Here is a 22,725-nt window from a genome sequence, read left to right as displayed (position 1 = left end):
GTCGTGCTCAGCCCGCTGCCGGGACGCCGCGCAGCAGGGCGTCGTAGGCGGCGTTCCACTTCTTGGTGTCGGTCTCGGCCGACTTGGAGAGGGCGTAGGTGGTCGTGCCCGGCGGGATCGGGTCCTTGAAGCCGGGCACGCTCTTGGCCGCCGGGATCCGCAGGGACTCGGCGATGACCTTCTGCCCTGCGGTGAGGACCCAGTCGGTCCACAGCAGCGCAGCCGCGGGATGGCGCGGACGGGCCATCAGGGCGATGCCGTTGGGGCGCAGGATCACCGGCCCGACCGCGGGCCGCCAGGCCACGGGCGCGCCCTTCTTCGCCGCCTTGTCGACGGTGTGGCTGTAGACCGACAGGGCCACGGCGAACTGGCCCGCGCTGAGCAGTTCTCCTTGCACGGTGTGGCCCTTGGTGACCTTGACGTTGCGGGCGATCTTCGCGAAGAGCGCGTCGACGTCCGCCGCGCTCATGCCCTTCTCGTCGGTGAGGTACGTGTGCATCGACGCGTACCAGTCCCAGTCGCCGACCTCGACGGAGAGCTTGCCCTTCCACTTGGGGTCGGCGAAGTCCGCGAAGTCCTTGGGCTCCTGGCCCTTCTTGACCTGGTTGGTGTTCCAGCCGACGACGAAGGCGTTGAACCGCTCCGCCGTCCAGCCGCCCAGGCCCTTGGCCGCGTCCTTCAGGCCGTCGAGCGCGGAGCCCTGGTAGGCGTGCAGCAGGTGCTGGGAGTCGAGGGCCCGCAGTTCGAGGTCGTTGGTGTCGATGACGTCGTTCTGCGGCTTGTTCGCCTGGTTCTCCTGGAGAGCGCGCTGGAGGACGGTCTCCGAATTGGCCCGGAAGGCCTGGACCTTGATGCCGGGGTAGGCCTTCTCGAAGCCGTCGACGAGGTCCTGGATGTCGGTGTTCGAGGTGTAGAGGTCGAGCGTGCCGCCCTCCTTCTTGGCGTCGGCCAGCAGCTTGTCGGTGCGGTCCTGGCCGGTGAGGGACTCGTAGGCGGCGTAGGGGTTCTTGTCGGGAGCGGATCCGGCCGTGCCCGCCGTGGTGGGCGAGCCGCCGCAGGCGGTGAGGAGAAGACCGCCGGCCAGCAGGCCGGCGGGGAGAGCACCTTGACGCATCGCACACTCCTTGGACGAGGCGGATGGCTCGCGGGGCGGACGGAAGGGCACGGAGCGTGGGGGAGGGTGCGATCCCGCCGACGAGGGGGGAGGGGAGCCGTCGGCGGGTCGACGAGCGGGTGCGGTTCGCGTCCGTCCGTGTGCCGGGGTTCCTGCATGAAACAGCAGGTTCGGTCTTATGGTCTAACCATCGGACGAGAGATTTACCCTATCGTTACCGGCCAGGGGCGCCACGGTTCACACCTGTGACGCGGGTGCCGTGTACGGGGACGGTGCACCGTGGCCGGGGTCGGGTCCGAAGACGAGGGACTTGATCGTCACCGGCACCGTGTTCGACGGGAAGCGCACCCGGCCGATGTCGACATAGTCGAAGTCGTGCAGCGCGATCCCGTCGACGACGAGCAGGTCCGCGGTGACGTCCAGCTCCTCGCGCAGCAGCCGGCCGAGCGTGAGCGCCACGTCCCCGTCGAGCACGACGTACAACGGCCGCCCACGCGCGGTCCGCTCGGCGAGCGCGTCCCGGACACCACGGGCGAACGGCAGCAGCCGCGCATGGCTCGGCGGGCCGCTCCACGTGAGGGCCAGCACGACGTCCGTGTCGCTCGCCGCCACGTCGAGCGCGACCAGCCGTCGGCGGATCGCCTCCTCGACCGCCCGAGCGTCCACCGTCGCGCCCAGCTCGTAGACCGGTCTCACGACCTGGAGGCTGCGGCGCGGCAGCAGGGCACCGGGATCGGTGATGCAGCCCGTGTTCCCGCTGAGCTGCACGCTGTACTCGGAGGCGCCCAGCGCCGTCGCGCGGATGCACTCGCCCGCCGGCAGCAGCCGGAAGGGCAGCGCACCGCCGTCCAGCCGCCGCCGCAGCGTCCGGCCGAGCCGGCGGCCCAGGTCTCCGAAGTCGGCCTCCTCGCGCCCGTACACGTACTCCGCGACCCCGCCCGAGAACATCACCCCGTCGATCCCGCTCAGGTCCGGCAAGGGCTCGGTGAGGTACAACGCGCGGACGTGCGCGGGGAGCGGATCGGCGGTGAGCGCTGCCACGATCACGTCCGCCATCGACTCCGCAACCCGGTCCAGTTCTGACCCGAGGACCGTGTCCCCTGCCCTCCAGGTGAACCCGGCGCGTGCCGCGTGCGCGCCGCCCGCCGGATCGAGCCGCACGATGCGCCCGCCGTCGTCGACCACCTGCAGCCGGCCGCCGACGTGCAGCGCGGCCGTCGCCGTGACCCGGCCCGCGTCCAGCACGGCGAACTTCGTGGTCCCACCGCCGATGTCGACGGTGAGGACGCGCCGCCCGGTGTCGTACGACGTCTTCGCCGCGCCCGAGCCGTAGGCCGCGAGCATGGCCTCCATGTGGTGGCCGGCGGTGGCGGTGACCAACTCGCCCCCGCGTTCGGCCAGGACGCCCGCGATCGCCTCCGCGTTGCGGCGACGCAGCGCCTCGCCGGTGAGGATGACGACACCGGTGTCCACGTCGGCCGGGTCCACCGCCGCCTCGCGGTACGCGGTGTCGATGATCGTGCCGAGCGCGGCCGCGTCGATGAACTCGTCGCTCGTGTACGGCGTGAGCTCGACCGGTGAGCGGTGCAGCGTCTCCCTGCGCACCACCAGATAGCGGCTCGTCAGATCCTCACCGATGCGCCGCAGATGCAGGCGCGAGAAGACGACCTGGGTGCCGGAGGAGCCGATGTCCATCCCGACGCTGTGCAGCGTGACGTTGTCCTGCCGCCAGATCGGGTTGTCCTCCAGCGCCCCCGGCGCCTCGTCGTCGTGTACGTGGTCGTGGTCCGGGGTGTACGCCGAGTACACCGTGCGCACCCCGTGGTCGTGACTGTCTGTGCCGGCGTGCCGCACGGTCCCGCTCCTTACGGACGTCGACTCGGTCAGGCGGTGGCGGACTGGTCCGGCTTCGGCGGGAGCGTGGCCAGCTCTGCCTCGTAGACGGCGTCCATCTGCGGCTGCATCCCGTGCTTGGCCAGGGCCTCGCGGAACGTCTCGCGCACGTACGGCGACTCGTCGGCGTAGTCGATCTGGTCGCCGCCGATGCGCCGGCTGATCCAGGCCTTCGGCACGCCCTGTGCGTTGCGGACCGACACGACCTCGTGCTTGAAGGCGAGGTAACGGCCTGGCTCGGTACCGGTGTTGAAGTGCTGGTGGAACCACATGTTCGGCGGCACGATCAGGGTGCCCGGACCCCACTCGTAGCGGCGCGGCTCCTCGCCCTCCGGCCACATCAGGCTGTAGCCCTCGCCGGAGAGGATGATGACGTGGGCGCCGGGGCCGTGCCGGTGGCCCTTCTTGTACGTGGCGGTCGGGAACTGTGAGATGTGGCTGTTCATCGAGCCCTTGGCCATCGCGAAGCGGATGTGCCCGCCGCCCGCGCCGCGCTCCTTCGCCTCGATCAGCGGCAGGTTGACCGCGTCCGCGACGAAGTTGGTGTCGAGGAGCAGGCCCTTCTGCTCGCCCCGGGGCGCGAAGTAGTCGGGCTCGCCGTCGAAACGGTCCGGGAAGTCGTGTGGGGTGTTGAAGACGAACTCCGGGTCGTCGTACAGGTTGATCACAGGCGGCATGTTCGTCGAGGAGACGAACCGCGCCGCCTTTCGGCCGGAGCCGTTGAAGTGCTGGTGGTGGGCGTTGAGCGGGATCGCGAACATCGATCCGGCCTGCCACTCGAAGGTGACCGACGCGCCGGCGTCGTTCCAGACCCTCGTCGAGCCCTGGCCTTCGAGGATGAGCACCATCTCCTCGAACAGCTGCCGCTGCGGGGCGAGCGTGCCGCCCGCCGGAATCTCGCAGACGTAGCAGTCGTTGGACGTGCGGGTGGCCTCGTGGTTGATGAACACCCCCCGGCCGCCGCGCCGTTCCCAGGGCTTCAGCTCGACGGTGCGCAGGTCGGGCACATAGTGGGCGGCGATGATGTCGAGCCCTTCGGCCGCGACCCAGCGGGTGTAGGGGGAGTCCTTCTCCGTGGCGAACTTCGCCGCCAGGGAGTCGTTGACGATCGCATCCTTGGCCATATGACGGCCCTTCCTGGTCGGCTGTGGCGACACGACCTGCGCTGACATGGCGTAGGGGGTGGATTGGTAGAACCATAAGTCCACCACTTGAGGGCGTCAACGAGTCGAACGCGATGATCGGTGACCTTCGTCCGCCACCTCTGCCGCGGCCGCGGCGGCGGCCCCCGGGTCCAGGTACCGGCCGCCCCGGACGAGCGGCCTCAGCTGTTCGTCGAGGTCGTAGCGCAGCGGCATGGCCGTGGGGATGTTCAGGTCCAGCAGCTCCTTCGGGTCGAGCCCGTCGAGGTGGGCGACCAGTGCCCGCAGCGAGTTGCTGTGCGCGACCACCAGTGTGGTCCGGCCTGCGCGCAGGCCGGGCGCGATGTGGTCGTGCCAGTACGGCAGCAGCCGCGCGGTGACGTCGGCCAGGGACTCGGTGCGGGGCAGCGCCGGATCGTCGGCGGAGCCGGAGCCCGGGGCGGAGGCGGGCGGCGTGGCCGGAGCGTGCGCGGCACCGGTCGCGGGCGGCGGGGCCGCGTCGTACGAACGCCGCCACAGCCGGAACCGCTCCTCCCCGTACTCCCGCAGCACATCGCTCTTGTCCCGGCCCTGGAGGGCGCCGTAGTGCCGCTCGTTGAGCCGCCAGTCCCGGGTCAGCGGGATCCCGGACCGGCCGGCCGCCTCCAGGGCGAGGGTGGCGCTGCGCACGGCCCGGGTGAGGACCGAGGTGTGCGCGGCGGCGGGCAGCAGCCCGGCGGCGCGCAGCAACCGGCCGCTGTCGCGGGCCTGTTCCTCGCCCCGGGGCGTGAGGCCGACGTCGGCCCAGCCGGTGAACAGGTTGCGGGCGTTCCACGCGCTCTCACCGTGGCGCAGCAGGATCAGCGTTCGCATACGGCCGATTGTGGCCCCCGCGTCCGATCTCTTGTTCCCCCTTCCAGGATTCTGGTCTAATGGACAGACCACCGAACGGATGGAGCCCGACGGCGTACCCGTTCGCAGTGGATTCCGCCGATCGCGAGAGGAAACAGGGACCTTGCCCAAGGTGATCTTCGTCGGCAGTGACGGTCCCGAATACACCGTCGATGCGACGGTCGGGGACTCGGTCATGGCGGCCGCCGTGAAGAACGGCGTGCCCGGGATCGTCGCGGAGTGCGGCGGCAACCAGTCCTGCGCCACCTGCCACGTCTGGGTGCGCGAGGAGTTCGTGCCGCTCGTCGGCCCGCCCGGCGACATGGAGGACGACCTGCTCGACCTGGCCGTCGCCGAGCGGCGCGACACCAGCCGGCTGTCCTGCCAGATCCGCGTCACGCAGGAACTCGGCGGGCTCACCGTCGACATCCCGCCGGAGCAGCCCTGACCGGCCGCCCGGCCGGCCCGCTCCGTGCCCACCGACCGGCACCGAAGCCCATGACCCGCGGGCGGGTCAGTACCTGAAAGGGAAACGGCTGTGCTCAGAAAAGACATCAACGAGCTGCTCACCCAGACCGGTCCGGGATCGCCGATGGGTGAACTGTTCCGGCAGTACTGGATCCCCGCGCTGCTCGCCGAGGAACTCCCCGAGAACGACTGCCCGCCCGTCCGCGTCAAGCTGCTCTCCGAGCGCATGGTCGCCTTCCGCGACAGCGAGGGGCGCTACGGCCTGATCGACGAGTTCTGCGCCCACCGCGGCGCCTCCCTGTGGTTCGGCCGCAACGAGGGCTCCGGTCTGCGCTGCCCGTACCACGGCTGGAAGTACGACGTCAGCGGTCAGTGCGTCGAGGTCCCCTCGGAGGCCGACAACAGCAGCTTCTGCCAGAACGTGCAGCTCACGTCGTACCCGCTGGTGAAGATAGGCGACCTGCTGTGGACCTACATGGGCGACCGGGCCACCCAGCCCCCGCTGCCCGAGTTCGAGTGGATCCACGTCCCGGCGGAGCAGACCTACACCTCCAAGCGCTGGCAGCAGTGCAACTGGCTGCAGGCCTTCGAGGGCGGCATCGACTCCAGCCACGTCACCTTCCTGCACTCCGGCGGCCTCAAGACCGACCCGCTGTTCAAGGGCGCGAAGGGCAACGAGTACAACATGAACGACACCAAGCCCTTCTTCGAGGTCGCCGACAGCGACGGCGGACTGTTCGTCGGCGCCCGGCGCAACGCCGAGGAGGGCACGTACTACTGGCGGATCACACCCTGGGTGATGCCCGCGTTCACCATGGTCCCGCCGCGCGGCGACCACCCGGTGCACGGCCACTTCTGGGTACCGATCGACGACGAGAACTGCTGGACGTACTCCTTCGACTACCACCCGGTTCGCGCCCTCACCGACACCGAGCGGCAGGCCATGATCGACGGCCACGGGGTGCACAGCAAGAACATCCCCGGCACCTACCGGCCGATGGCCAACATGGACAACGACTATCTGATCGACCGTGCGGCGCAGAAGCGCGGCGAGACCTACTCCGGCGTGGCCGGCATCGCCATGCAGGACGCCTCGCTCCAGGAGAGCATGGGCCCGATCGTCGACCGCTCCAAGGAACGGCTCGTGCCCGCCGACAGCGGGATCATCAAGGCCCGCCAGAAGCTCCGCAAGGCGGCGATCGCACTGCGCGACGAGGGCGTGACCCCGCCCGGGGTGGACCCGGAGCACCACAGGGTGCGGTCGGCGGCGGTGGTGCTGCCGCGGGCCGAGTCCTTCCTGGACTCCTGCCGCGACGCGGTCAGGGTCACCCCCGGCGTCCCGCAGTCGTCGGTGTGACATGACGACAGCGACCAGACAGCTGAGCGAGAGCGCCCGCGCGGCCTCGGCGAGCGAGTCCCGGTACCGGATCGACGTACCGATCGCCCCGGCCCGCGCGGCGCGGGTGATCGCCCTGGACGAGCGGGCGGCCGCGGTCGCCCGCCACCTGGCCGAACGGCCGTGGGCCCACGCCCGGTTCTTCACCGCGGACCGCCCCTTCGGCCCCGAGGGCCGGCTGCGCCGGCTCGCCGGCGGAGGAGCGGCCGGGGGCCGGCCGGGAGCCGGCGGATCCGAGCCGCCGTCCGAGAGCGGGGCCATGGCTCCCGGCGAGATGCCGGCGGCGCCCCCGGGCTGGGTGGCGGCCGCGCCGCCGGACACGGTGCCGGACGTGCCGCTCGACGAAGCGCTCACCGGCAGTGACGTGGTCGTCGTCCTCGCCACCGAGGACGGCGGCCGGGACGTGGCGGCCGCCATCGGGCGGTTCTGCGGCCGGCGCGGGATCACCACCGCGGGCGTGGTCCTCGGCGACGGCTTCGAGGCCGACGACGCGGTGGCCGCGCTACGGCCGTACGCCCGTGTCCTGTTGCTGTCGGCCGACGAGAGCGACGCCTTCGAACTGCTCACCGCGCTCAGGGTTTAGCGCACCGTTTCAGCGCACCGTTTAGGAGGACCGGATGTCCGAGAAGGTCACGCTGCGCGGCCTGCGGCGGATGAAGGACGAAGGACGCAAGATCGTCGGTGTCGTGGCCTGGGACTACCAGATCGCCCGCATCGCGGACCGGGCGGGCGCCGACCTCGTCTCCGTCGGCGATACGGTCGGCGTCAACCTCTGGGGGCAGGCCAACCCCTTCGAGGTGACGATGGACCAGATGCTCGTCGTCGCCCAGGCGGTACGGCGCGGAGTCCGGCGCGCGCTGGTCAGCGTCGACTTCCCGTTCGGCCCGCTCCAGGAGGGCACCGACAGCGCCGTCCGCGCCGCGATCCGGTTCGTCAAGGAGGCCGGCGCCGACCTGGTCAAGCTGGACGCGGCCGCCGACTTCCCCGAGGCCGTCGAGGCCATCACCCGCGCGGGCATCCCGGTGTTCGCGCAGTTCGGGATCACGCCGCAGACCGCGCTGCGCTTCGGCGTGGAGTACAGCGCGGTTCCCACGGCCGCCGACCAGGTGCCGGTGGAGATGCGGGACGCCATGGTGGCGGAGGCCAAGCGCCTGGAGGAGGCGGGCGCCGCCCTGCTGAACTTCACCAACTCCGGCCCGGTCGTGGGCGCCGCTGTCGCCGAGGCGGTCTCCGTCCCGGTGGTCGGCGGCTTCGGCGGCGGTCCCTGGCTCGACGGGCGGATACGCATGGCCCACGCGGCCATCGGCTACGCCGCCTCCGCCATCGACGACCCGCCGGACACCTACGCCAACGTGGCCCGCATCACGCTCGACGCCCTCACGGCCTACGCCGCGGACGTACGAGCGGCCCGCCAGGTCGCCGGCGGTGTCCCCGTCCCGCCGGCGACCTGACATCCGGCCGGAAGTCCGGCGACCGGCATCCGGCCCCAAGAACCGTAAGAAAGGAGCGACGTCCATGCCCACGGCAGTCATCGACGGGATCCCCACGCGCTACGAGCTGTCCGGCTCGGGGCCGCCGCTGCTCATGTTCTCGCCGGGCGGCTTCGACTCCAGCCTGGAGGGCTGGCGGACCGTGGGTGTCTACCGGCGCCTGCGGCTGCTCGACCACCTCGATGAGAAGTTCACCTGCGTCACCTTCGACCGGCGCGAGTCCGGTCGATCCGGCGGGCGGCTCGAGCGGATCTCCTGGGCCGACTACGTCCGCCAGGGCGTCGGGCTGCTCGACCACCTCGGCATCGACCGCGCCCATCTGATGGGCGGCTGCGTCGGCTGCTCCACCGTGGCCGCCGTCGCGGTCGCCCACCCCGAGCGCGTGCTGAGCATGGTGCTGTACTCGCCGGCGGGTGGCGTGAAGTACCGGATGAAGCAGCACGACCGCTTCCGGCACCACCTCGTGTACGCCGACGAGCAGGGCCTGGACCAGGTCGTCGCCCTTGCGCGCGGTACGGACGCGGGCTTCACCAAGGACCCGCGCGTCGGGCCCTGGGCCCAAGTCATCCGCAGCGACGCCGAGTTCGCCGCCGACTACGCACAGACCGACCCCGAGCGCTACCGGGCGACGGTGACCGGCATGGCACGGCTCCTGTTCGACCGGGACACGGTGCCCGGTCCGGAGCCGGAGGACCTGCTGCGGCTCGACGTACCGGCGCTGATCGTCCCCGGGCAGGACACCTCGCACGCGCCGTCGGCCGCACGGTATCTGCAGGAGTGCCTTCCGCGCGCCGAGTACTGGGACGTCCCGGTGGCCGAGCAGACGGAGGAGACCGCGCCGGCCCGGGTGCTGGAGTTCCTCACCTAGGGCTGTGGCCGGCAAACCTTTCCGGTCACAGCACTGGGCAGGGCAGAGGGGTGCGACCGTGCGGGGAAGCACGGTCGCGCCCCTGGCTCATACACGTGACGAGACCCCGGCAGGGGTCACATCCGTGCCGCCTTCTCCTCCAGCTCGGCGATCTGCCGCAGCCGCCGGGCGTGCACGCCTCCCTTGAACGGGGTCGTCAGCCACGTCTCGACGATCTCCTCCGCCCGCTCGGGCGCGAGCACCTTCGCGGCGAGCACGAGCACGTTGGAGTCGTTGTTGCCGCGCGAGATCTCGGTGCTCCACAAGTCGTGGCAGAGCCCCGCCCGGATCCCGCGCATCTTGTTGCAGGCGATGGTCTCGCCGAGCCCGCTTCCGCCGAGCACGATCCCGCGGTCGACGGCCCTTTCGGCGACCTGCCGGCAGACGTCGGCGCACAGGGGCGGATAGTCGATGATCTCCTCGGTGTGGCTGCCGCGGTCGTCGACGGTGTGGCCGTGCTCCGAAAGCCAGCCGATGAGCCGGGACTTGAGGGCGAAGCCGTTGTGGTCGGCGGCGATGGCGATGTGCATACGGGGTCCTTCGCTTGCCCGGGCCAAGAGGGGAGGTAGGTCAGGCGGTGAGTGTGCGCGTGGTCTCGGCGAACAACTCGTCCACGGACGGCGGCTGTTCGATGATCCGCTGGTCCACCGCGTGCCGCAGCAGCAGTTCCAGCACGGCACGGTTCGGCTCGATGCCGTACGGCAGCGGATCGGCGCCCGTGGTCTCCATGACCCGCCGGTACATGGTGTCGGTGGCGGTGGGGGAGTCGATGCTCCCGGCGCGCAGCCGCTCCACGTAGAGCCGCTTGGCGCGGGCGAAGACGTCGAAGACGTCGGCCGCCAACTCCGGGCGTTCTTCGAGAAGTTCGTTGCGTATGACGACCAGATGGTTGATCGGGTAGAGCCCGCGCTCGCGCAGAGCGGTGAAGCCCGCCTCCACCGCGTCGGGGATCAGCGGGACCAGCCCCGGCGACTTGGGCGCGGGGCCGATCGTCGCGGCGAGTTCACCGGCAGCGACCATCTCCTCCAGCGAGCTGCCGGGCGGCGCCGACTCGACGTTCGACGGTGCGCGGAACCCGGCCACGTGCTCGTCACCGGACAGCACCCAGGTGACCTTGCCGAGATCGACGCCGTACTCGTCCTGGAGCACGGCCCGCGCCCAGACGCCCGTCGTCACCGTGTAGCCGCGGCTCACGCCGACCCGGCGTCCCTCCAGGTCCTTGGGCTCACGCACCTCCGACGCCGGGTCGTGGAAGACCGCGCCGTGGTGGAAACCCCGTACCAGGAAGGCCGGTACGGCGGTGAACCGCGCGCCGTGGGCCTTGGCGACCACGTACGTGGTCAGCGCCATCTCGCTCACGTCGAACTCGAGTCCCCGCACCATGCGCCGGAACGCGTGGACGAGGACGGGGACTTCCTCGAACTCGAAGCGGAAGCCGTGGGGTGTCACCTCCCCGGTCTTCAGCGCCTCGTTGTCGCCCTGTGTGCGGGTCACGGTCCGGAGTCGAGGTATGACCATGCTCGAAAGGTAGCATGGTTAGTCCATAAGTCCATACACTGCGCTTCGGCGGGACAGGCCCCGACGGCCCCCGACGGTCCCCAACGTGAGGAGACGACGCCATGGCGGAGCACGTGCTGGCAGCGGTGAGAACGGCGCCGGGCCGGACCGAGCTACGGGAGTTCCCGATGCCGGACATACCCGACGACGGAGCCCTGCTGAAGGTGGAGGTCGCCGGGATCTGTGGCACGGACGTGAAGATGTACGGCAAGCCGCCCTTCACCGATCCGGTGATCATGGGACACGAGAACGTCGGTGTCATCGCGAAGGCAGGGCGTGCCTTCACCGAGCGCAAGGGCCTCGCCGAGGGTGACCGTGTCTTCGTGGAGCACTATGTCGGCTGCTACCGCTGCGAGTGGTGCCACCAGGGCGAGTACCGCCACTGCGAGGCCACCGACTGGCGCACCAACCCGGACGCCCGGCGCTACGGCTACACCTCCGCGAACAACCCGTACCACCTGTGGGGCGGCTTCGCGCAGTACCTCTTCCTGCCCTGGAACTCGGTGACCCACCGGGTGCCCGACGGTGTCTCGGCCGAACTCGCCGGCCTGGTCACGCCGTTGTCGAACGGCATCGAGTGGGCGCTGGTCACGGCCGGCGTCGGGTACGCCACCACGGTCCTGATCCAGGGCCCCGGCCAGCAGGGCCTGTCCCAGGTGGTCGCCTGCAAACAGGCCGGCGCCTCGAAGATCATCGTCACGGGTACGACCCGGGACGCCGCCCGGCTGTCCCTGGCCCAGGAGCTGGGCGCCGACCACGTGATCGACGTGACCCGGGAGGACGCCCCCACCCGCGTCCTGGACCTCACCGGCGGACGCGGCGTCGACGTCGTCCTCGACTGCACGGCCGGGGCCGGCACCGCGCCCGTTCTGCTCGGCATCGACGCCCTCAAGCGGCGCGAGGGCACCATGGTCGTCCAGGGCGAACTCGCCGCCTTCCCCGACTTCCCGCTGAAGAAGCTCACCGAGAAGTCCATCGCCCTCAAGAGCGCCCGCGGCCACAGCTACCGGTCCTGCGAACTCGCCCTGGAACAGCTGGCGTCGGGCCGCTTCCCGCTGGAGAAGCTCAGCACCCACAGCTTCCCGCTCGCCGAGGCCGACCGCGCCATCCGCACCGTCGGCGGCGAGACCGGCGAGGACGCCGTCCACGTCTCCCTGCTGCCCTGGGCGGCCGCATGAGCATCGTCGTCCGCAACTCCCGCCGCGCCGAGCGCGCGACCGTCGACGCCCTTGCCGGATTCGGCGTCGCCACTGTCCATGAGGCCCAGGGCCGCACCGGTCTCATCGACCCCGCGCTGCGCCCGGTCTGGGCCGGCGCGCACATCGCCGGCACGGCCGTCACCGTCAGCGTGCCGCCCGGCGACAACTGGATGCTGCACGTCGCGGTGGAGCAGTGCCGCGAGGGGGACGTCCTGGTCGTCGCCCCCACATCCCCGTCCGAGGCCGGGTACTTCGGCGACCTCATCGCCACCGCCGTCGCCGCGCGCGGTGTGCGCGGCCTGGTCATCGACGCCGGCTGCCGCGACGTGGCCGAACTCCAGCGCATGGGCTTCCCCGTCTGGGCCCGGCACATCAGCGCGTTCGGCACCGTCAAGGAGACCCTCGGCGACGTCAACACCCCTATCGTGTGTGGCGGCCAGCGGATCGAGGCCGGCGATGTGATCGTGGCCGACGACGACGGCGCGGTGGCCGTGCCGCGCGCCACCGCGGCCACCGTGCTCGCGGCGGCCCGCGCCCGCGAGGAGAAGGAGGCCGCGAGCCGCAAGCGCTACGCGAGCGGCGAACTCAGCCTCGACGTCAATGCGATGCGTGAGCGGCTCGCTCGCAAGGGCCTGACCTATGTCGATCAGGAGCCGACCCGGTGATCATTGACATCCACGGCCACTACACGACCACCCCGCCCGGCCACCAGGCCTTCCGCGACGCCCAGTTGGTCCGTCTGGACGACCCGTCCCGGCCCGCGCCGCCGCCCGCCGCCATCAGCGACGACGCGATCCGCGAGAGCGTCCAGAACAACCAGCTCAAACTGCTCCGCGAGCGCGGCGGCGACCTCATGCTCTTCTCGCCGAAGGCGTCCGGCATGGAACACCATGTGCCGGACGCCGCCACCGCACGCGACTGGGCCCGCGCGAGCAACGACCTCGTCCACCGCGTCGTCGGGCTGTTCCCGCGACACTTCGCCGGGGTCTGCCAGTTGCCGCAGACCCCGGGCGGCGGACTGGACGACGTGGTCGCCGAGCTGCACCGGTGCGTCGAGACGCTCGGCTTCGTCGGCTGCAACCTCAACCCCGACCCGTCCGGCGGCCACTGGACCTCACCGCCGCTGACCCACCCGTACTGGTTCCCGCTCTACGAGGCGATGACCGAGCTGGACGTCCCCGCGATGGTCCATGTCTCGACATCCTGCAACCCGAGCTTCCACACCCTCGGCGCCCACTACCTCAACGCGGACACCTCGGTGTTCATGCAGTTCGTCGAGGGCGATCTGTTCGACCGGTTCCCGGCCCTGCGCTTCGTGATCCCGCACGGGGGCGGCGCGGTCCCGTACCACTGGGGCCGCTACCGGGGCCTGGCCATGCGCATGGGCCGCCCCGACCCGGCGGAACACCTCGCGGACAACGTCTTCTTCGACACCTGCGTCTACCACCAGCCCGGCATCGACCTGCTGCACCGGGTCGTCGGCGCCGACAACATCCTCTTCGCCTCGGAGATGCTGGGCGCGGTGCGCGGAGTCGACCCGGCGACCGGCATCGCCTGGGACGACACCAAGCAGTACCTCGACCGGGCCGGACTCACCGACGCCGAGCGGCACCACGTCTTCGAGGCCAACGCCCGCCGCGTGTACCCCCGTCTGGACGCCCGACTGACCGCGGAAGGCAGGTAGCCGCACCATGGCCCGACTCCCCCTCACCTTCGCCTGCGGCGACTACGACCGCACCCGCGCCCTGGCGGAGGACACCGTCCGCCCCGACGGCATCGACCTCACCTATCTGCGGCTGCCCGTCGAGGAGACGTTCTTCCGGATGATGCGCCACCAGGAGTTCGAGGTGGCGGAGCTGTCGCTGTCCTCGTACGTCCTGTCGCTGCGCACCGACCCCTCACCCTTCGTCGCCCTGCCGGTCTTCACCTCGCGCATGTTCCGCCACGGCTCGCTCTACTGCCACGCCGACGCCGGCATCACCGAGCCCGAGGACCTGCGCGGCAAGCGCATCGGCACGCCCGAGTTCCAGCTGACGGCGTGTGTGTGGATGCGCGGCATCCTGGCCGACCGGCACGACGTGCCCGTCGACTCCGTCAGCTACTTCACCGGCGGGCAGGAGACCCCGGGGCGCGTCGAGAAGGCGGGCGTCGACCTGCCGGACTCGCTGAGCGTCGCACGGATCCCCGAGGACCGCACCCTCGCCGCGATGCTCGCCGAGGGCGAGATCGACGCCCTGTGCACGCCCCGGGTGCCGAGCCCGTTCGTCGCCGGGGACCCGCGCGTGCGCCGCGTCTTCCCGGACGTGGTCGTCGCCGAGAAGGAGTACTACGCGGCGACCGGCATCTTCCCGATCATGCACGTCGTGGTGATCCGGCGGGACGTGTACGACCGCCACCCCTGGGTCGCGCAGTCTCTCTACAAGGCCCTGCTGACGGCGCGGGACCTGGCGTACGAGAACCTGTACGACACCTCGGCCCTGCGCTTCATGCTGCCCTGGCTCACCCCCCAACTGGAGGAGGCGAGGGCTCTGTTGGGCCGCGACTACTGGTCCTACGGCGTGGCGGGGAACCGCGAGCCGCTGACGACGTTCCTGCGTTACCACCACGAACAGGGGCTGTCCGAGCGGCTGTGGCAGCCGGAGGAACTGTTCGCCCCCGAGTCCCTCGAAGCGGCCGTCATCTGACCGGCCGCGCCCGGCATTTCCACGGCCGGCGGCCTCAACTTCCCTTCCGCATCAGGGACCAGGCGGCCGTCCCGAAGGCCGCGACGAGCGGCGAGGGCCGGGCGTCGTCCCGGGTGAGGCCGACCCGGCCGGGGGGCACGTCGGCGACGGGGACGCAGGTGATGTCGTCCCGCGGGAAGACGGCCGCCACCGGGGCCGGGACGAGCACCACGCCCTGGCCCCCCCGGACGTACACGAGGATCTCCTCCATGTCGTGCACGTCCGGGCCGTGCGGGAGCCGGGTGCCGTCGGGCCGGGGGGCGGCGTTCCACACGGCGTTCCAGCCGGCGCCCGCGTCGCCGTCGTGGGGCGCTCGCGGCGCGGTGAGGCCAGGCGAAGGCGATGGGCGCCGAGTTGTCCGTCGCCACCCAGGAGTCCGACCCGGCCGAGGCCCTGAAGGCCTGGGACGGGGGCGCCGACCTGATCCTCAACGCGGCCCGTCGACCGGGGCGGCCGCCGTCACCCTCGGCGGTCTCGCGCCCGACGGCACGCTGATGCTGCTGGGCTACGGCCCCGAACCGATCACACTGCCCACCCAGCCCATGATCCTCAATCGGCTGCACGTGGCGGCGAACCCCTCCGGCTCCCCGCACGACCTGCGCGGCACCCTCGCCTTCTCCGCGGCGCACGACATGCTGCCCGACGTCACCGCGATCACGCTGGACCAGGCCGCCCTCGGCCCCGCGGACTGCCGGTTCGCGGGGCCGCCGTGCCGTCAGCTGGAGGGCACCGCGTCCCGGCGGGGGGCGGCCAGCAGGGTCTTGAGGGGCACGGAGGTGTCGCCGGCCGTGGCCGCCGGGACGGTCGCCCCGTCGGTGAGGGCCTTGCGTACGGCCATGTAGTCGGCGGGGCTGTTGACGGCGTCGATCGCCAGCAGCCGGCCCTGCCGGTAGTACAGGACGGAGAACCGCTCGCTGTCCGGTTCGCCCCGCACCACGTGCTCGTCGTAACCGGTCGACAGCCCCGCGATCTGCAGCTTCAGGTCGCCCTGGAACGACCAGAACCAGGGCACCGCCGCCGCCCGGGCGGGTCTGCCGAGCAGGGCCGCGGCGGCGGCCGTGGCCTGGGCGACGGCGTTCTGCACGGACTCGAGACGCACCCGGCCGACCCCTGTCAGCGGATGCGGCTGGACGGTGCAGTCCCCGGCGGCGGTCACGTGCGGATTGCTCGTGCGGGCCCGCTCGTCGACGACGATGCCCCCGTCGCACACCAGCCCCATCCGTTCGGCCAGTTCGGTGCGCGGGACCACGCCGACCCCGACGAGCACCAGGTCGGCCGGCAGCGCGGAGCCGTCGGCCAGGCGCACCGCGGTGACCTTCCCGTCGGCGCCGTCGAATCCCGTGACGGCGGCCGACAGCTGGACCGTCGTGCCCCGGCGGCGATGGGCCTGCCGGTAGAACTCCGAGACGACCGGGGCGACCGCCCGGGACAGGAGCCGCTGCGCCGCCTCCATGACGGTGACGTCCTTGCCGAGCGAGCGGGCCACCGCCGCCGCCTCGAGGCCGATGAATCCACCGCCCACCACCACGACCTTGGAGGCGGCGTCCAGCCGCACTCGCAGGTCCAGCGCGTCCTCGCGGTCGCGGAGATAGCAGATGCCGTCGAGGTCCGCGCCCGGGGCGGACAGTCGCCGGGGGCCGGCGCCGACGGTCAGCGCCAGCCGGTCGAAGGCGAGGGCGCGCCCGCCGGCGGTCGTCGCGACCCCGGCGCCGGGGCGGCCGCCGGGGGAGAGGGCGACGTCGGTGACGCGCTCACCGCTGACGAGGTCGATGCCGTTGTCGGCGTAGTAGGAGGGGGCGCGGAAGGCCAGCGACTCGAGATCGGCCTTCCCGGCGAGGAACTCCTTGGACAAGGGCGGCCGCTGATACGGCGGGAACTGCTCCTCGCCCACCAGCGTGATCGGTTCGGTGTCCCCCAACTGTCGTAGGGAGACAGCCAGTTGGAGTCCGGCCTGGCTGGCGCCGACGATGAGCGTTCCGCCCGTCATTGCGTGACCCCTCTCGACCCTTCATTAATGTCATACCATTATACCAAGGCTCCACGGCGTTAATCGGTCACCTCGCGCTCTCGTTCGCTCTCCGTGAGTGTCGACACTTTGTGAAGCGGGGGAGTGATGGAACTTGACGGACCCATGGAAGTAATCATCTGGACATGACCACGGGGCGCTGCTTGAATCCGAATGTCGACACTTTGTGTCGGCGGTGCTGATCGTTCCCCGTTCCGGAGGAGGTATCCGTGCACCCCTCACGACGAAAACTGGTCGTCGAAGACCTCAGGCTCGGCCACTGGTCACGCCGTTCCGGCTCGTTCTCGCTCGCCTGCGAGGTCATGGACTTCACGGGGCTGCCCGCCGCTGCGAACGCCTACACCGTCAAGTCCGACTACCTCGACGTCAACCGCAAGGCCGTGACCGCGTTCGTGAAGTCAGAGGCCGAATGCCTCGCCCTGCTCCACAACGACAAGGCCGCCGCCCTCCAGAGCATCATGAAGCACAGCGGCGTCAGCAGCCCTGCCCTCGCCGAGTACTCGTACGACTTCTTCGACCCGATGTGGGCGAAGACACCCCGCGTCGACCCCGCCCTGGTCCACGACGCGTTCGCCGCCACCGTCGCCAAGGGCATCGGGACGATGCCGAAGGACACCGGCGCCTTCATCGACAACTCCTATGTGGACCGGCTGCAGAAGTCCGGCTTCATCGACTCGCTCTACCGGACGGGAGGTGAGTGACATGACGTCGCTCGACGACATCGACGACCTGCGCGGCTGGCTGGATCTGGCCGACAGACTCGGCGAGGTCAGAAGGATCTCCGGCGCCCACTGGGACAAGGAGATAGGGGCCGCCTCAGAGGTCAACTACAAGCGCCCCTCACCGCCCGCGCTGCTCTTCGACGACGTCGTCGGCCACCGGCCCGGACAGCGCGTCCTGACCGCGTCCATGGGCAACGCCCGCCGCCTGGGCATGACCCTGCGCCTCGGCACCGGCCTCGACGACCGCGCCCTCGTCGAGACCCTGCGCAGCAAACCGGGGGAGTGGGCGGAGAACGCCTCCCGCTACCCGGTGCGCGAGGTGGAGACCGGGCCGGTGTTCGAGAACGTCGTGCGCGACGACGACGTGAACCTCCTCGACTTCCCCGTGCCGAAGTGGCACGAGGGTGACGGCGGCCGGTACATCGGCACCGGCTGCGCCGTCTTCACCACCGACCCCGACACCGGCGTCCTCAATGCGGGCGCCTACCGGATGCAGGTGCAGAACGACGGGCGTGCCGCCAGCATCAACATGGAGGCCGGCAAGCACGGCGCCGCCCATGTGCGCGCCTGGTTCGCCCGCGAGGGCCGCGCCCCGGTGACCGTCTCCCTCGGCCACGACCCACTTCTCCTCGTCGTCGCCGGGACCGAAGTGCCCGGCGGAATCTCCGAGTTGGAGTACGCGGGCGTGGTGCTCGGCCGCCCCGTCGACGTCGTACGCGGCGAGCTGACCGGACTGCCGGTCCCGGCCACGTCCGAACTCGCCGTAGAGGGCTGGCTCTACCCGGACCGGCGGGAGCAGGAGGGCCCGTTCGGCGAGTGGACCGGCTACTACAGCGGCGGCACCGAACCCGTCCTCACCCTCGACGTGCGGCGCGTCTACCATCGCGACGACCCGATCCAGCTCGGCGCGCCGCCCGGCAAACCGCCGCACGACTACTCGTACATGCGCAGCGTCATGAAGTCCGCGATGATCCAGGACGCCCTGGTCCGCACGGGCCTGCCCGGCGTCGAGGGCGTCTGGGCCCACGAGGCGGGCGGCGGACGCCAGTTGCTCGCTGTCGCGATCAGGCAGCAGTACGCCGGTCACGCCCGGCAGGCCGGATATCTCGCCGCCCAGCTGCCGTCGGCCGCGTACATGAACAAGTTCGTGGTCGTCGTGGACCCCGATGTCGACCCGCGCAGCCTCAATGACGTCGTCTGGGCGATGTGCACCCGCACCGACCCGGCCGACGACATCGAGACCATGCGGCAGACCTGGGGCAGCCGCGTCGACCCGCTGCGCGAACAGGGCGCTCCGCCCTTCAACACCCGCGCCGTCATCGACGCCTGCCGGCCCTGGACCCGGCTCGAGACCTTCCCGAAGGTCGCCGAGGCCAGCCGTGAACTCCTCGACCACGTCACCCGGCGCTGGCCCGACGTCCTGGGCGGCGCATGGTGACGGCGGACACGGCACCCCCCCACACCGCCTGTCCGGATGCCGGTGGGTGAGGCGGCCCGGCAGCTCGAACTCAGCCGCACCTTCGGCCGCGGCGCCGCCGTGCCGAGCATCGCCGACGAGATCGCCCTCGCCGTCGCGACCGAGATCATCGAGGGCCGCCTCTCGCCGGGTGACGACCTCAGCTCCGTCGACCTGGCACGGTCGTTCAGCAGCAGCCGCACCCCGGTGCGCGAGGCCCTGCTCGTCCTGGAGCGGGAAGGGTTCGTCGAGATCACCGCCCGCCGCAGGCCCCGCGTGGCCCGGCTGCTGCTGCGCGAGGTCAGGGAGCTGTACAACCTGCGGGCCGAGCTGTACGCCCTGGTCAGCCGGGCCGTCGTCCAGAAGGCCGGCGAGGCCGACCTGGAGACCCTGCGCGGTCACCAGCGCGCCCTGGAGGCCGCGGCCGCGGACGACGACGTGGACCGCTACTTCTGGATCAACGTGCAGTTCCGCAACACCGAGGCGGACATCGCCCGCGACGCCACCCTGCGCCGCGTGCTCGACTCGCTGGGACTGCGCGCCCTGCAATTGCGCCACCTCAGCCTCGCCCAGCCCGGCCGGCTCGAACCGTCCGTGCGCGACCACGCCCGCCTCCTGCAGGCGTACGAGGACCGGGACGCCGAACTCGCCTCCGCGCTCACCCAGTCACTGGTCCGCGCCGGTCACACGGCGATCGAACGCTCGGGATGGACCGGAGAAGAACCATGACCGACCCCTTGATCCCGTTCAGCCCCCACGACACACACGCAAGCGAACCCGAGGCAAGGAAGGTCATGTCCCTACCCCTGCGATTCCGTCTCAACCAGGAGGACGTGGAGATCCACGTCCAGGACCCGACCGTGCCCCTGCTCGACGTCCTGCGGGGCGACCTCGGCCTGACCGGTACCAAGTCGGGCTGTGCGATCGGCTACTGCGGAGCCTGCACGGTCGTCGTCGACGGCGAGGCCGTGCCCTCCTGTGTCCAGATGGCCGGCCTCGTCGAAGGACGCGATGTCCGCACCGTCGAGGGACTCGGCGGACCCGACGGCCTCGACCCCGTGCAGAACGCCTTCGTCAAGTGCTCGGGACTCCAGTGCGGCTTCTGCACCCCCGGCCATGTGATGGCCCTGCGCGCCCTGCTCGACGAGGACCCCGACCCCGGCGAGGAACGCCTGCGGGAGACGGTCGACGGCAACTACTGCCGCTGCACCGGCTACGTGAAGATCCTCGACTCGGCCCGCGAGGCCGTCGAGCTGGAGCGGGCGGCCCGCGTCGCCAGGGAGGCGCGCTGATGTCCACCGCCGAACTCCCCGTCACCGCGACCGACTTGGACCGGACCGTGCTGCCGCCCGTCATCGGCAGTCCCGTAGAGCGCATCGACGCCGTCGAGAAGGTCACCGGACGCGCGGTGTACGCCGGCGACAACTGGGCGCCCCGCATGCTGCACGGCGCCGTAGTCCGCTCCCCGTACGCCTCGGCCCGCATCCTGAACGTCGACACCTCACGTGCGGAGCGGCTGCCCGGCGTGCACGCCGTCGTCACCGGCGCCGACACCGCCGGAGTGAAGTGGGGCGCCTTCCGCCCCGACCTCTACCCCCTCGCCGTCGACCGCGTCCGGTACGTCGGTGACGAGGTCGCCGCGGTCGCCGCCCGCGACCCCGAGACCGCCCGCCTGGCCGCAGGCCTCATCCGCGTCGAGTACGAGGTGCTGCCCGCCGTCCTCTCTCTGGACGAGGCGCTCGCCGAGGGCGCGCCCCTGGTCCACGGCGACGCTCCCGGCAACGTCGCCCATGAGTTCGGCTTCGACCGCGGCGGCGCGGACGCCTGGTTCGACCGCAGCGACGTGATCGTGGAGGGCACCTGGCAGACCACCCGGCAGTGGCACGGCTCCCTCGAGACCATCGGCTGCACGGCCGAGTGGTCCCAGGACCGGGTCAGCCTGTGGGTCAACACCCAGACCCCGTTCCTGGCCCGCCAGCGGTACGCCACCGCGCTCGGGCTGCCGCTGCGCGCCGTACGGGTCGTACAGACCGAGATCGGCGGCGGCTTCGGCGGCAAGTCCGGCGACGACAACACCTCCGTCATCTGCGCGCTGCTCGCCCGCAGGGCCGGTCGGCCGGTGCAGCTCGTGAACACCCGCGAGGAGGAGTTCCTCGCCAGCCGCCCGCGCATCCCGATGCGCTACACCGTCCGGCTTGGCTTCACCAAGGACGGCCTGGTCACCGCAAAGGACATCGAGGTGATCGCCGACAACGGCGCCTACACCGGCAAGGCGCAGGCCGTCCTCGGTGCGGCGACCGTCCGGCACGACGCCCTGTTCAACTACCGGGCCGTACGTGCCCGTTCGCGACTCGTGTACACCAACCTCGAACCCACGGGCGCCTTGCGCGGCTTCGGTAACCCGTCGGCGGACTGGGCGGTCGGACAGGCCTGGGACCTGGCCGCCGAGAAGCTCGGCATCGACGTACCGGACCTGTTCCTGCTCAACGCCGTCGAGTCCGGCAGTGTCTCCCCGCACAACCACCGGATCAGCAGCTGCGAGCTGAAGCAGTGCATCAGCAAGGCCGCCAAGGCCATCGACTGGGAGGCGAAGCGCGCCGCGCGCAAGCCCAACCGGGGCCTGGCGATGGGCGTGAGCGTCCATGTCTCGGGCCGGCGCAGCTTCGGCGACTATGACGGCAGCTCCGCGATCGTCCGGCTCACGGAGGACGGACGCGCCACGGTCATCGTCGGCGAGGGCGAGATCGGCACCGGCGCGCACCACCCTCGCGCAGATCGCCGCCGCCGAACTCGGCCTGCCCGTCGCGGACGTCTCCGTGACCCGCCCCGACACCGACCTCGCCACGCACGCACTCGGCGCGCTCGCGAGTCGGGTCACCTATGTCGCGGGCAACGCGGTCAAGCGGGCGGCAGAACAGGCCTGCCAAGGTCTGCTGGAGTCGGCCGCCCGCCAACTCGGTCGGCCCGCCGCCCAGTTGTGGGTGGAGAACGGCACTGTGCACGCACCGGCCGGGGCCGACGGAGAGGGCCCGGTGAGCGCACCGGTGGGCAGGATCGTGCGTGCCGAGCTGTACCGGCCGAACGGCCGGCCGATCGTCGGCATCGGCTCGTTCGACAACCCCTCCGAGTTCCCCGACGGGAACCGGTACGGCAATGAGTCCGGCGCCTACAACTTCGTCGCCGAGGCCGCCGAGGTGGAGGTCGATCCGGCGACCGGCGCGGTGACCGTCCTGGAGTTGGCCGCGGTGGTCGACTGCGGGACGGTGCTCAATCCACCGCTGGCCGAGGGCCAGGTCGAGGGCGCGATCGCCCAGGGCCTCGGCATGGCGCTGACGGAACGCTTCGACTGGCGGGACGGTGCCCCGACCCGCCCCAACTTCTCCGACTACAAACTGCCCACGGCGGGCGTCATGCCCCAGCTGCACGTGGAGTTCGCCGACTCGTACGAGCCGACCGGACCCTTCGGCGCCAAGGGCGTCGGCGAGATCGCCCTCGATCCCGTCCCCTCGATCATCGCGAGCGCGGTGGCCGACGCGGTGGGCGTCCGGGTCCATGAACTCCCCATCACCGCCGAGAAGATCTACTGGGGGATGCGGGACGAAGACTCGGTACGGACCACCTCCGACACCGGCGAGGAGGGCGACGGACGATGACGATCCTTGACGTCCACCGCCCCGGCGGCATCGAGGGAGGCGACGAGCGATGACGATCCTCGACATCCACCGCCCCGGCGGCCGAGGGAGGCGACGGACGATGACGATC

The 22,725-nt window shown here is 71.2% G+C and carries 22 protein-coding genes and 1 pseudogene; 15 read left to right on the top strand and 8 right to left on the bottom strand.

The features are described 5' to 3' along the window. Window positions 1-7 precede the first annotated feature (7 nt). The 4 genes from IEZ19_RS01260 to IEZ19_RS01245 all read right to left on the bottom strand — a co-directional run bounded on the left by IEZ19_RS01260 (window position 8) and on the right by IEZ19_RS01245 (window position 5,001). Window positions 8-1,114 (bottom strand): ABC transporter substrate-binding protein, encoded by a 1,107-nt coding sequence (locus IEZ19_RS01260; RefSeq protein ID WP_189309062.1) that lies wholly within the window; start codon window positions 1,112-1,114, stop codon window positions 8-10. A 237-nt stretch (window positions 1,115-1,351) separates the two neighbouring features. Further along, window positions 1,352-2,968, bottom strand: coding sequence for an ethanolamine ammonia-lyase reactivating factor EutA (locus tag IEZ19_RS01255; RefSeq protein WP_189309061.1), 1,617 nt, complete (start codon window positions 2,966-2,968; stop codon window positions 1,352-1,354). Between the two features lie 29 nt (window positions 2,969-2,997). Continuing rightward, on the bottom strand, window positions 2,998-4,131 hold the full coding sequence (locus tag IEZ19_RS01250) for a cupin domain-containing protein (RefSeq protein WP_189309060.1): 1,134 nt from the start codon (window positions 4,129-4,131) through the stop codon (window positions 2,998-3,000). 96 nt (window positions 4,132-4,227) lie between these two features. Further along, on the bottom strand, window positions 4,228-5,001 hold the full coding sequence (locus IEZ19_RS01245; RefSeq protein ID WP_189309059.1) for a 2,3-bisphosphoglycerate-dependent phosphoglycerate mutase: 774 nt from the start codon (window positions 4,999-5,001) through the stop codon (window positions 4,228-4,230). 151 nt (window positions 5,002-5,152) lie between these two features. Between IEZ19_RS01245 and IEZ19_RS01240 the strand changes: the two genes are divergently transcribed. From IEZ19_RS01240 to IEZ19_RS01220, 5 genes are all read left to right on the top strand, one after another. Then, window positions 5,153-5,467 (top strand): 2Fe-2S iron-sulfur cluster-binding protein, encoded by a 315-nt coding sequence (locus tag IEZ19_RS01240; RefSeq protein WP_308428925.1) that lies wholly within the window; start codon window positions 5,153-5,155, stop codon window positions 5,465-5,467. Between the two features lie 90 nt (window positions 5,468-5,557). Continuing rightward, window positions 5,558-6,844, top strand: a complete 1,287-nt coding sequence (locus tag IEZ19_RS01235; RefSeq protein ID WP_189309057.1) for an aromatic ring-hydroxylating dioxygenase subunit alpha — start codon at window positions 5,558-5,560, stop codon at window positions 6,842-6,844. A 1-nt stretch (window position 6,845) separates the two neighbouring features. Further along, a complete protein-coding gene (locus IEZ19_RS01230; protein ID WP_189309056.1) occupies window positions 6,846-7,466 on the top strand; it encodes a 3-methyl-2-oxobutanoate hydroxymethyltransferase in 621 nt (206 codons plus the stop codon). A 34-nt stretch (window positions 7,467-7,500) separates the two neighbouring features. Beyond that, window positions 7,501-8,334, top strand: a complete 834-nt coding sequence (locus tag IEZ19_RS01225; RefSeq protein WP_189309055.1) for a 3-methyl-2-oxobutanoate hydroxymethyltransferase — start codon at window positions 7,501-7,503, stop codon at window positions 8,332-8,334. A 64-nt stretch (window positions 8,335-8,398) separates the two neighbouring features. Next, window positions 8,399-9,241 (top strand): alpha/beta fold hydrolase, encoded by an 843-nt coding sequence (locus IEZ19_RS01220; RefSeq protein WP_189309054.1) that lies wholly within the window; start codon window positions 8,399-8,401, stop codon window positions 9,239-9,241. Window positions 9,242-9,357: 116 nt separating this feature from the next. Here the strand turns inward: IEZ19_RS01220 and IEZ19_RS01215 are convergent, their stop codons facing one another. Next, on the bottom strand, window positions 9,358-9,810 hold the full coding sequence (locus IEZ19_RS01215; protein WP_189309053.1) for an RpiB/LacA/LacB family sugar-phosphate isomerase: 453 nt from the start codon (window positions 9,808-9,810) through the stop codon (window positions 9,358-9,360). A 40-nt stretch (window positions 9,811-9,850) separates the two neighbouring features. Then, window positions 9,851-10,774 carry a substrate-binding domain-containing protein gene (locus tag IEZ19_RS01210; protein ID WP_229839849.1) on the bottom strand — a complete coding sequence of 308 codons (924 nt, stop codon included), beginning with the start codon at window positions 10,772-10,774 and terminating at the stop codon, window positions 9,851-9,853. 125 nt (window positions 10,775-10,899) lie between these two features. On the opposite strand from IEZ19_RS01210, the gene IEZ19_RS01205 reads away from it, so the two are divergent. From IEZ19_RS01205 to IEZ19_RS01190, 4 genes are read left to right on the top strand one after another with little or no spacing between them, the layout of a single operon-like run. Further along, complete coding sequence (locus IEZ19_RS01205; RefSeq protein ID WP_189309051.1) at window positions 10,900-12,015, top strand: zinc-dependent alcohol dehydrogenase; 1,116 nt, start codon at window positions 10,900-10,902, stop codon at window positions 12,013-12,015. Continuing rightward, the gene (locus IEZ19_RS01200; RefSeq protein ID WP_189309050.1) at window positions 12,012-12,701 is read left to right on the top strand and encodes a 4-carboxy-4-hydroxy-2-oxoadipate aldolase/oxaloacetate decarboxylase; all 690 of its coding nucleotides are present in this window, start codon (window positions 12,012-12,014) and stop codon (window positions 12,699-12,701) included. The genes IEZ19_RS01205 and IEZ19_RS01200 overlap by 4 nt, the downstream gene beginning before the upstream one ends. Continuing rightward, window positions 12,698-13,720: an amidohydrolase family protein gene (locus IEZ19_RS01195; RefSeq protein WP_189309049.1), complete on the top strand. Its 1,023-nt coding sequence runs from the start codon at window positions 12,698-12,700 to the stop codon at window positions 13,718-13,720. Before IEZ19_RS01200 ends, IEZ19_RS01195 begins: the two co-directional genes overlap by 4 nt. A gap of 7 nt (window positions 13,721-13,727) precedes the next feature. Further along, window positions 13,728-14,720, top strand: coding sequence for a substrate-binding domain-containing protein (locus tag IEZ19_RS01190; protein WP_189309048.1), 993 nt, complete (start codon window positions 13,728-13,730; stop codon window positions 14,718-14,720). 34 nt (window positions 14,721-14,754) lie between these two features. Here the strand turns inward: IEZ19_RS01190 and IEZ19_RS01185 are convergent, their stop codons facing one another. Next, entirely contained in the window at window positions 14,755-15,033 is a 279-nt protein-coding gene (locus IEZ19_RS01185) for a type 2 periplasmic-binding domain-containing protein (protein WP_189309047.1), read from the bottom strand. Window positions 15,034-15,101: 68 nt separating this feature from the next. On the opposite strand from IEZ19_RS01185, the gene IEZ19_RS01180 reads away from it, so the two are divergent. Then, complete coding sequence (locus IEZ19_RS01180) at window positions 15,102-15,254, top strand: hypothetical protein (protein ID WP_189309046.1); 153 nt, start codon at window positions 15,102-15,104, stop codon at window positions 15,252-15,254. Between the two features lie 220 nt (window positions 15,255-15,474). Here the strand turns inward: IEZ19_RS01180 and IEZ19_RS01175 are convergent, their stop codons facing one another. Beyond that, complete coding sequence (locus IEZ19_RS01175) at window positions 15,475-16,746, bottom strand: NAD(P)/FAD-dependent oxidoreductase (protein ID WP_189309045.1); 1,272 nt, start codon at window positions 16,744-16,746, stop codon at window positions 15,475-15,477. A gap of 248 nt (window positions 16,747-16,994) precedes the next feature. Here IEZ19_RS01175 and IEZ19_RS01170 point away from each other — a divergent pair, with 248 nt between their 5' ends. From IEZ19_RS01170 to IEZ19_RS53355, 5 genes and pseudogenes are all read left to right on the top strand, one after another. Then, window positions 16,995-17,486: a hypothetical protein gene (locus IEZ19_RS01170; RefSeq protein WP_189309044.1), complete on the top strand. Its 492-nt coding sequence runs from the start codon at window positions 16,995-16,997 to the stop codon at window positions 17,484-17,486. A gap of 1 nt (window position 17,487) precedes the next feature. Continuing rightward, entirely contained in the window at window positions 17,488-18,945 is a 1,458-nt protein-coding gene (locus IEZ19_RS01165; protein ID WP_189309043.1) for a UbiD family decarboxylase, read from the top strand. Window positions 18,946-18,981: 36 nt separating this feature from the next. Next, window positions 18,982-19,692: a GntR family transcriptional regulator gene (locus tag IEZ19_RS01160; RefSeq protein WP_189309042.1), complete on the top strand. Its 711-nt coding sequence runs from the start codon at window positions 18,982-18,984 to the stop codon at window positions 19,690-19,692. Between the two features lie 65 nt (window positions 19,693-19,757). Beyond that, entirely contained in the window at window positions 19,758-20,255 is a 498-nt protein-coding gene (locus tag IEZ19_RS01155; protein ID WP_189309041.1) for a (2Fe-2S)-binding protein, read from the top strand. Continuing rightward, window positions 20,255-22,616, top strand: a pseudogene (locus IEZ19_RS53355) (xanthine dehydrogenase family protein molybdopterin-binding subunit). Before IEZ19_RS01155 ends, IEZ19_RS53355 begins: the two are co-directional and overlap by 1 nt. Window positions 22,617-22,725 lie beyond the last annotated feature (109 nt).

This window comes from Streptomyces brasiliensis (genome assembly GCF_014647875.1).
Lineage (GTDB): Bacteria > Actinomycetota > Actinomycetes > Streptomycetales > Streptomycetaceae > Streptomyces > Streptomyces brasiliensis.
The sequence above is the reverse complement of the archived record's forward strand: the minus strand, read 5'-3'. Positions and strand labels throughout refer to the sequence as shown.

Excerpts from the sequence above, each read along its gene's own strand:
- IEZ19_RS01260 (WP_189309062.1), bottom strand. The coding sequence starts at position 1,114 with ATGCGTCAAGGTGCTCTCCCCGCCGGCCTGCTGGCCGGCGGTCTTCTC.
- IEZ19_RS01250 (WP_189309060.1), bottom strand. The coding sequence starts at position 4,131 with ATGGCCAAGGATGCGATCGTCAACGACTCCCTGGCGGCGAAGTTCGCC.
- IEZ19_RS01245 (WP_189309059.1), bottom strand. The coding sequence starts at position 5,001 with ATGCGAACGCTGATCCTGCTGCGCCACGGTGAGAGCGCGTGGAACGCC.
- IEZ19_RS01230 (WP_189309056.1), top strand. The coding sequence starts at position 6,846 with ATGACGACAGCGACCAGACAGCTGAGCGAGAGCGCCCGCGCGGCCTCG.
- IEZ19_RS01225 (WP_189309055.1), top strand. The coding sequence starts at position 7,501 with ATGTCCGAGAAGGTCACGCTGCGCGGCCTGCGGCGGATGAAGGACGAA.
- IEZ19_RS01220 (WP_189309054.1), top strand. The coding sequence starts at position 8,399 with ATGCCCACGGCAGTCATCGACGGGATCCCCACGCGCTACGAGCTGTCC.
- IEZ19_RS01215 (WP_189309053.1), bottom strand. The coding sequence starts at position 9,810 with ATGCACATCGCCATCGCCGCCGACCACAACGGCTTCGCCCTCAAGTCC.
- IEZ19_RS01205 (WP_189309051.1), top strand. The coding sequence starts at position 10,900 with ATGGCGGAGCACGTGCTGGCAGCGGTGAGAACGGCGCCGGGCCGGACC.
- IEZ19_RS01200 (WP_189309050.1), top strand. The coding sequence starts at position 12,012 with ATGAGCATCGTCGTCCGCAACTCCCGCCGCGCCGAGCGCGCGACCGTC.
- IEZ19_RS01190 (WP_189309048.1), top strand. The coding sequence starts at position 13,728 with ATGGCCCGACTCCCCCTCACCTTCGCCTGCGGCGACTACGACCGCACC.
- IEZ19_RS01180 (WP_189309046.1), top strand. The coding sequence starts at position 15,102 with ATGGGCGCCGAGTTGTCCGTCGCCACCCAGGAGTCCGACCCGGCCGAG.
- IEZ19_RS01175 (WP_189309045.1), bottom strand. The coding sequence starts at position 16,746 with ATGACGGGCGGAACGCTCATCGTCGGCGCCAGCCAGGCCGGACTCCAA.
- IEZ19_RS01165 (WP_189309043.1), top strand. The coding sequence starts at position 17,488 with ATGACGTCGCTCGACGACATCGACGACCTGCGCGGCTGGCTGGATCTG.
- IEZ19_RS01160 (WP_189309042.1), top strand. The coding sequence starts at position 18,982 with ATGCCGGTGGGTGAGGCGGCCCGGCAGCTCGAACTCAGCCGCACCTTC.
- IEZ19_RS01155 (WP_189309041.1), top strand. The coding sequence starts at position 19,758 with ATGTCCCTACCCCTGCGATTCCGTCTCAACCAGGAGGACGTGGAGATC.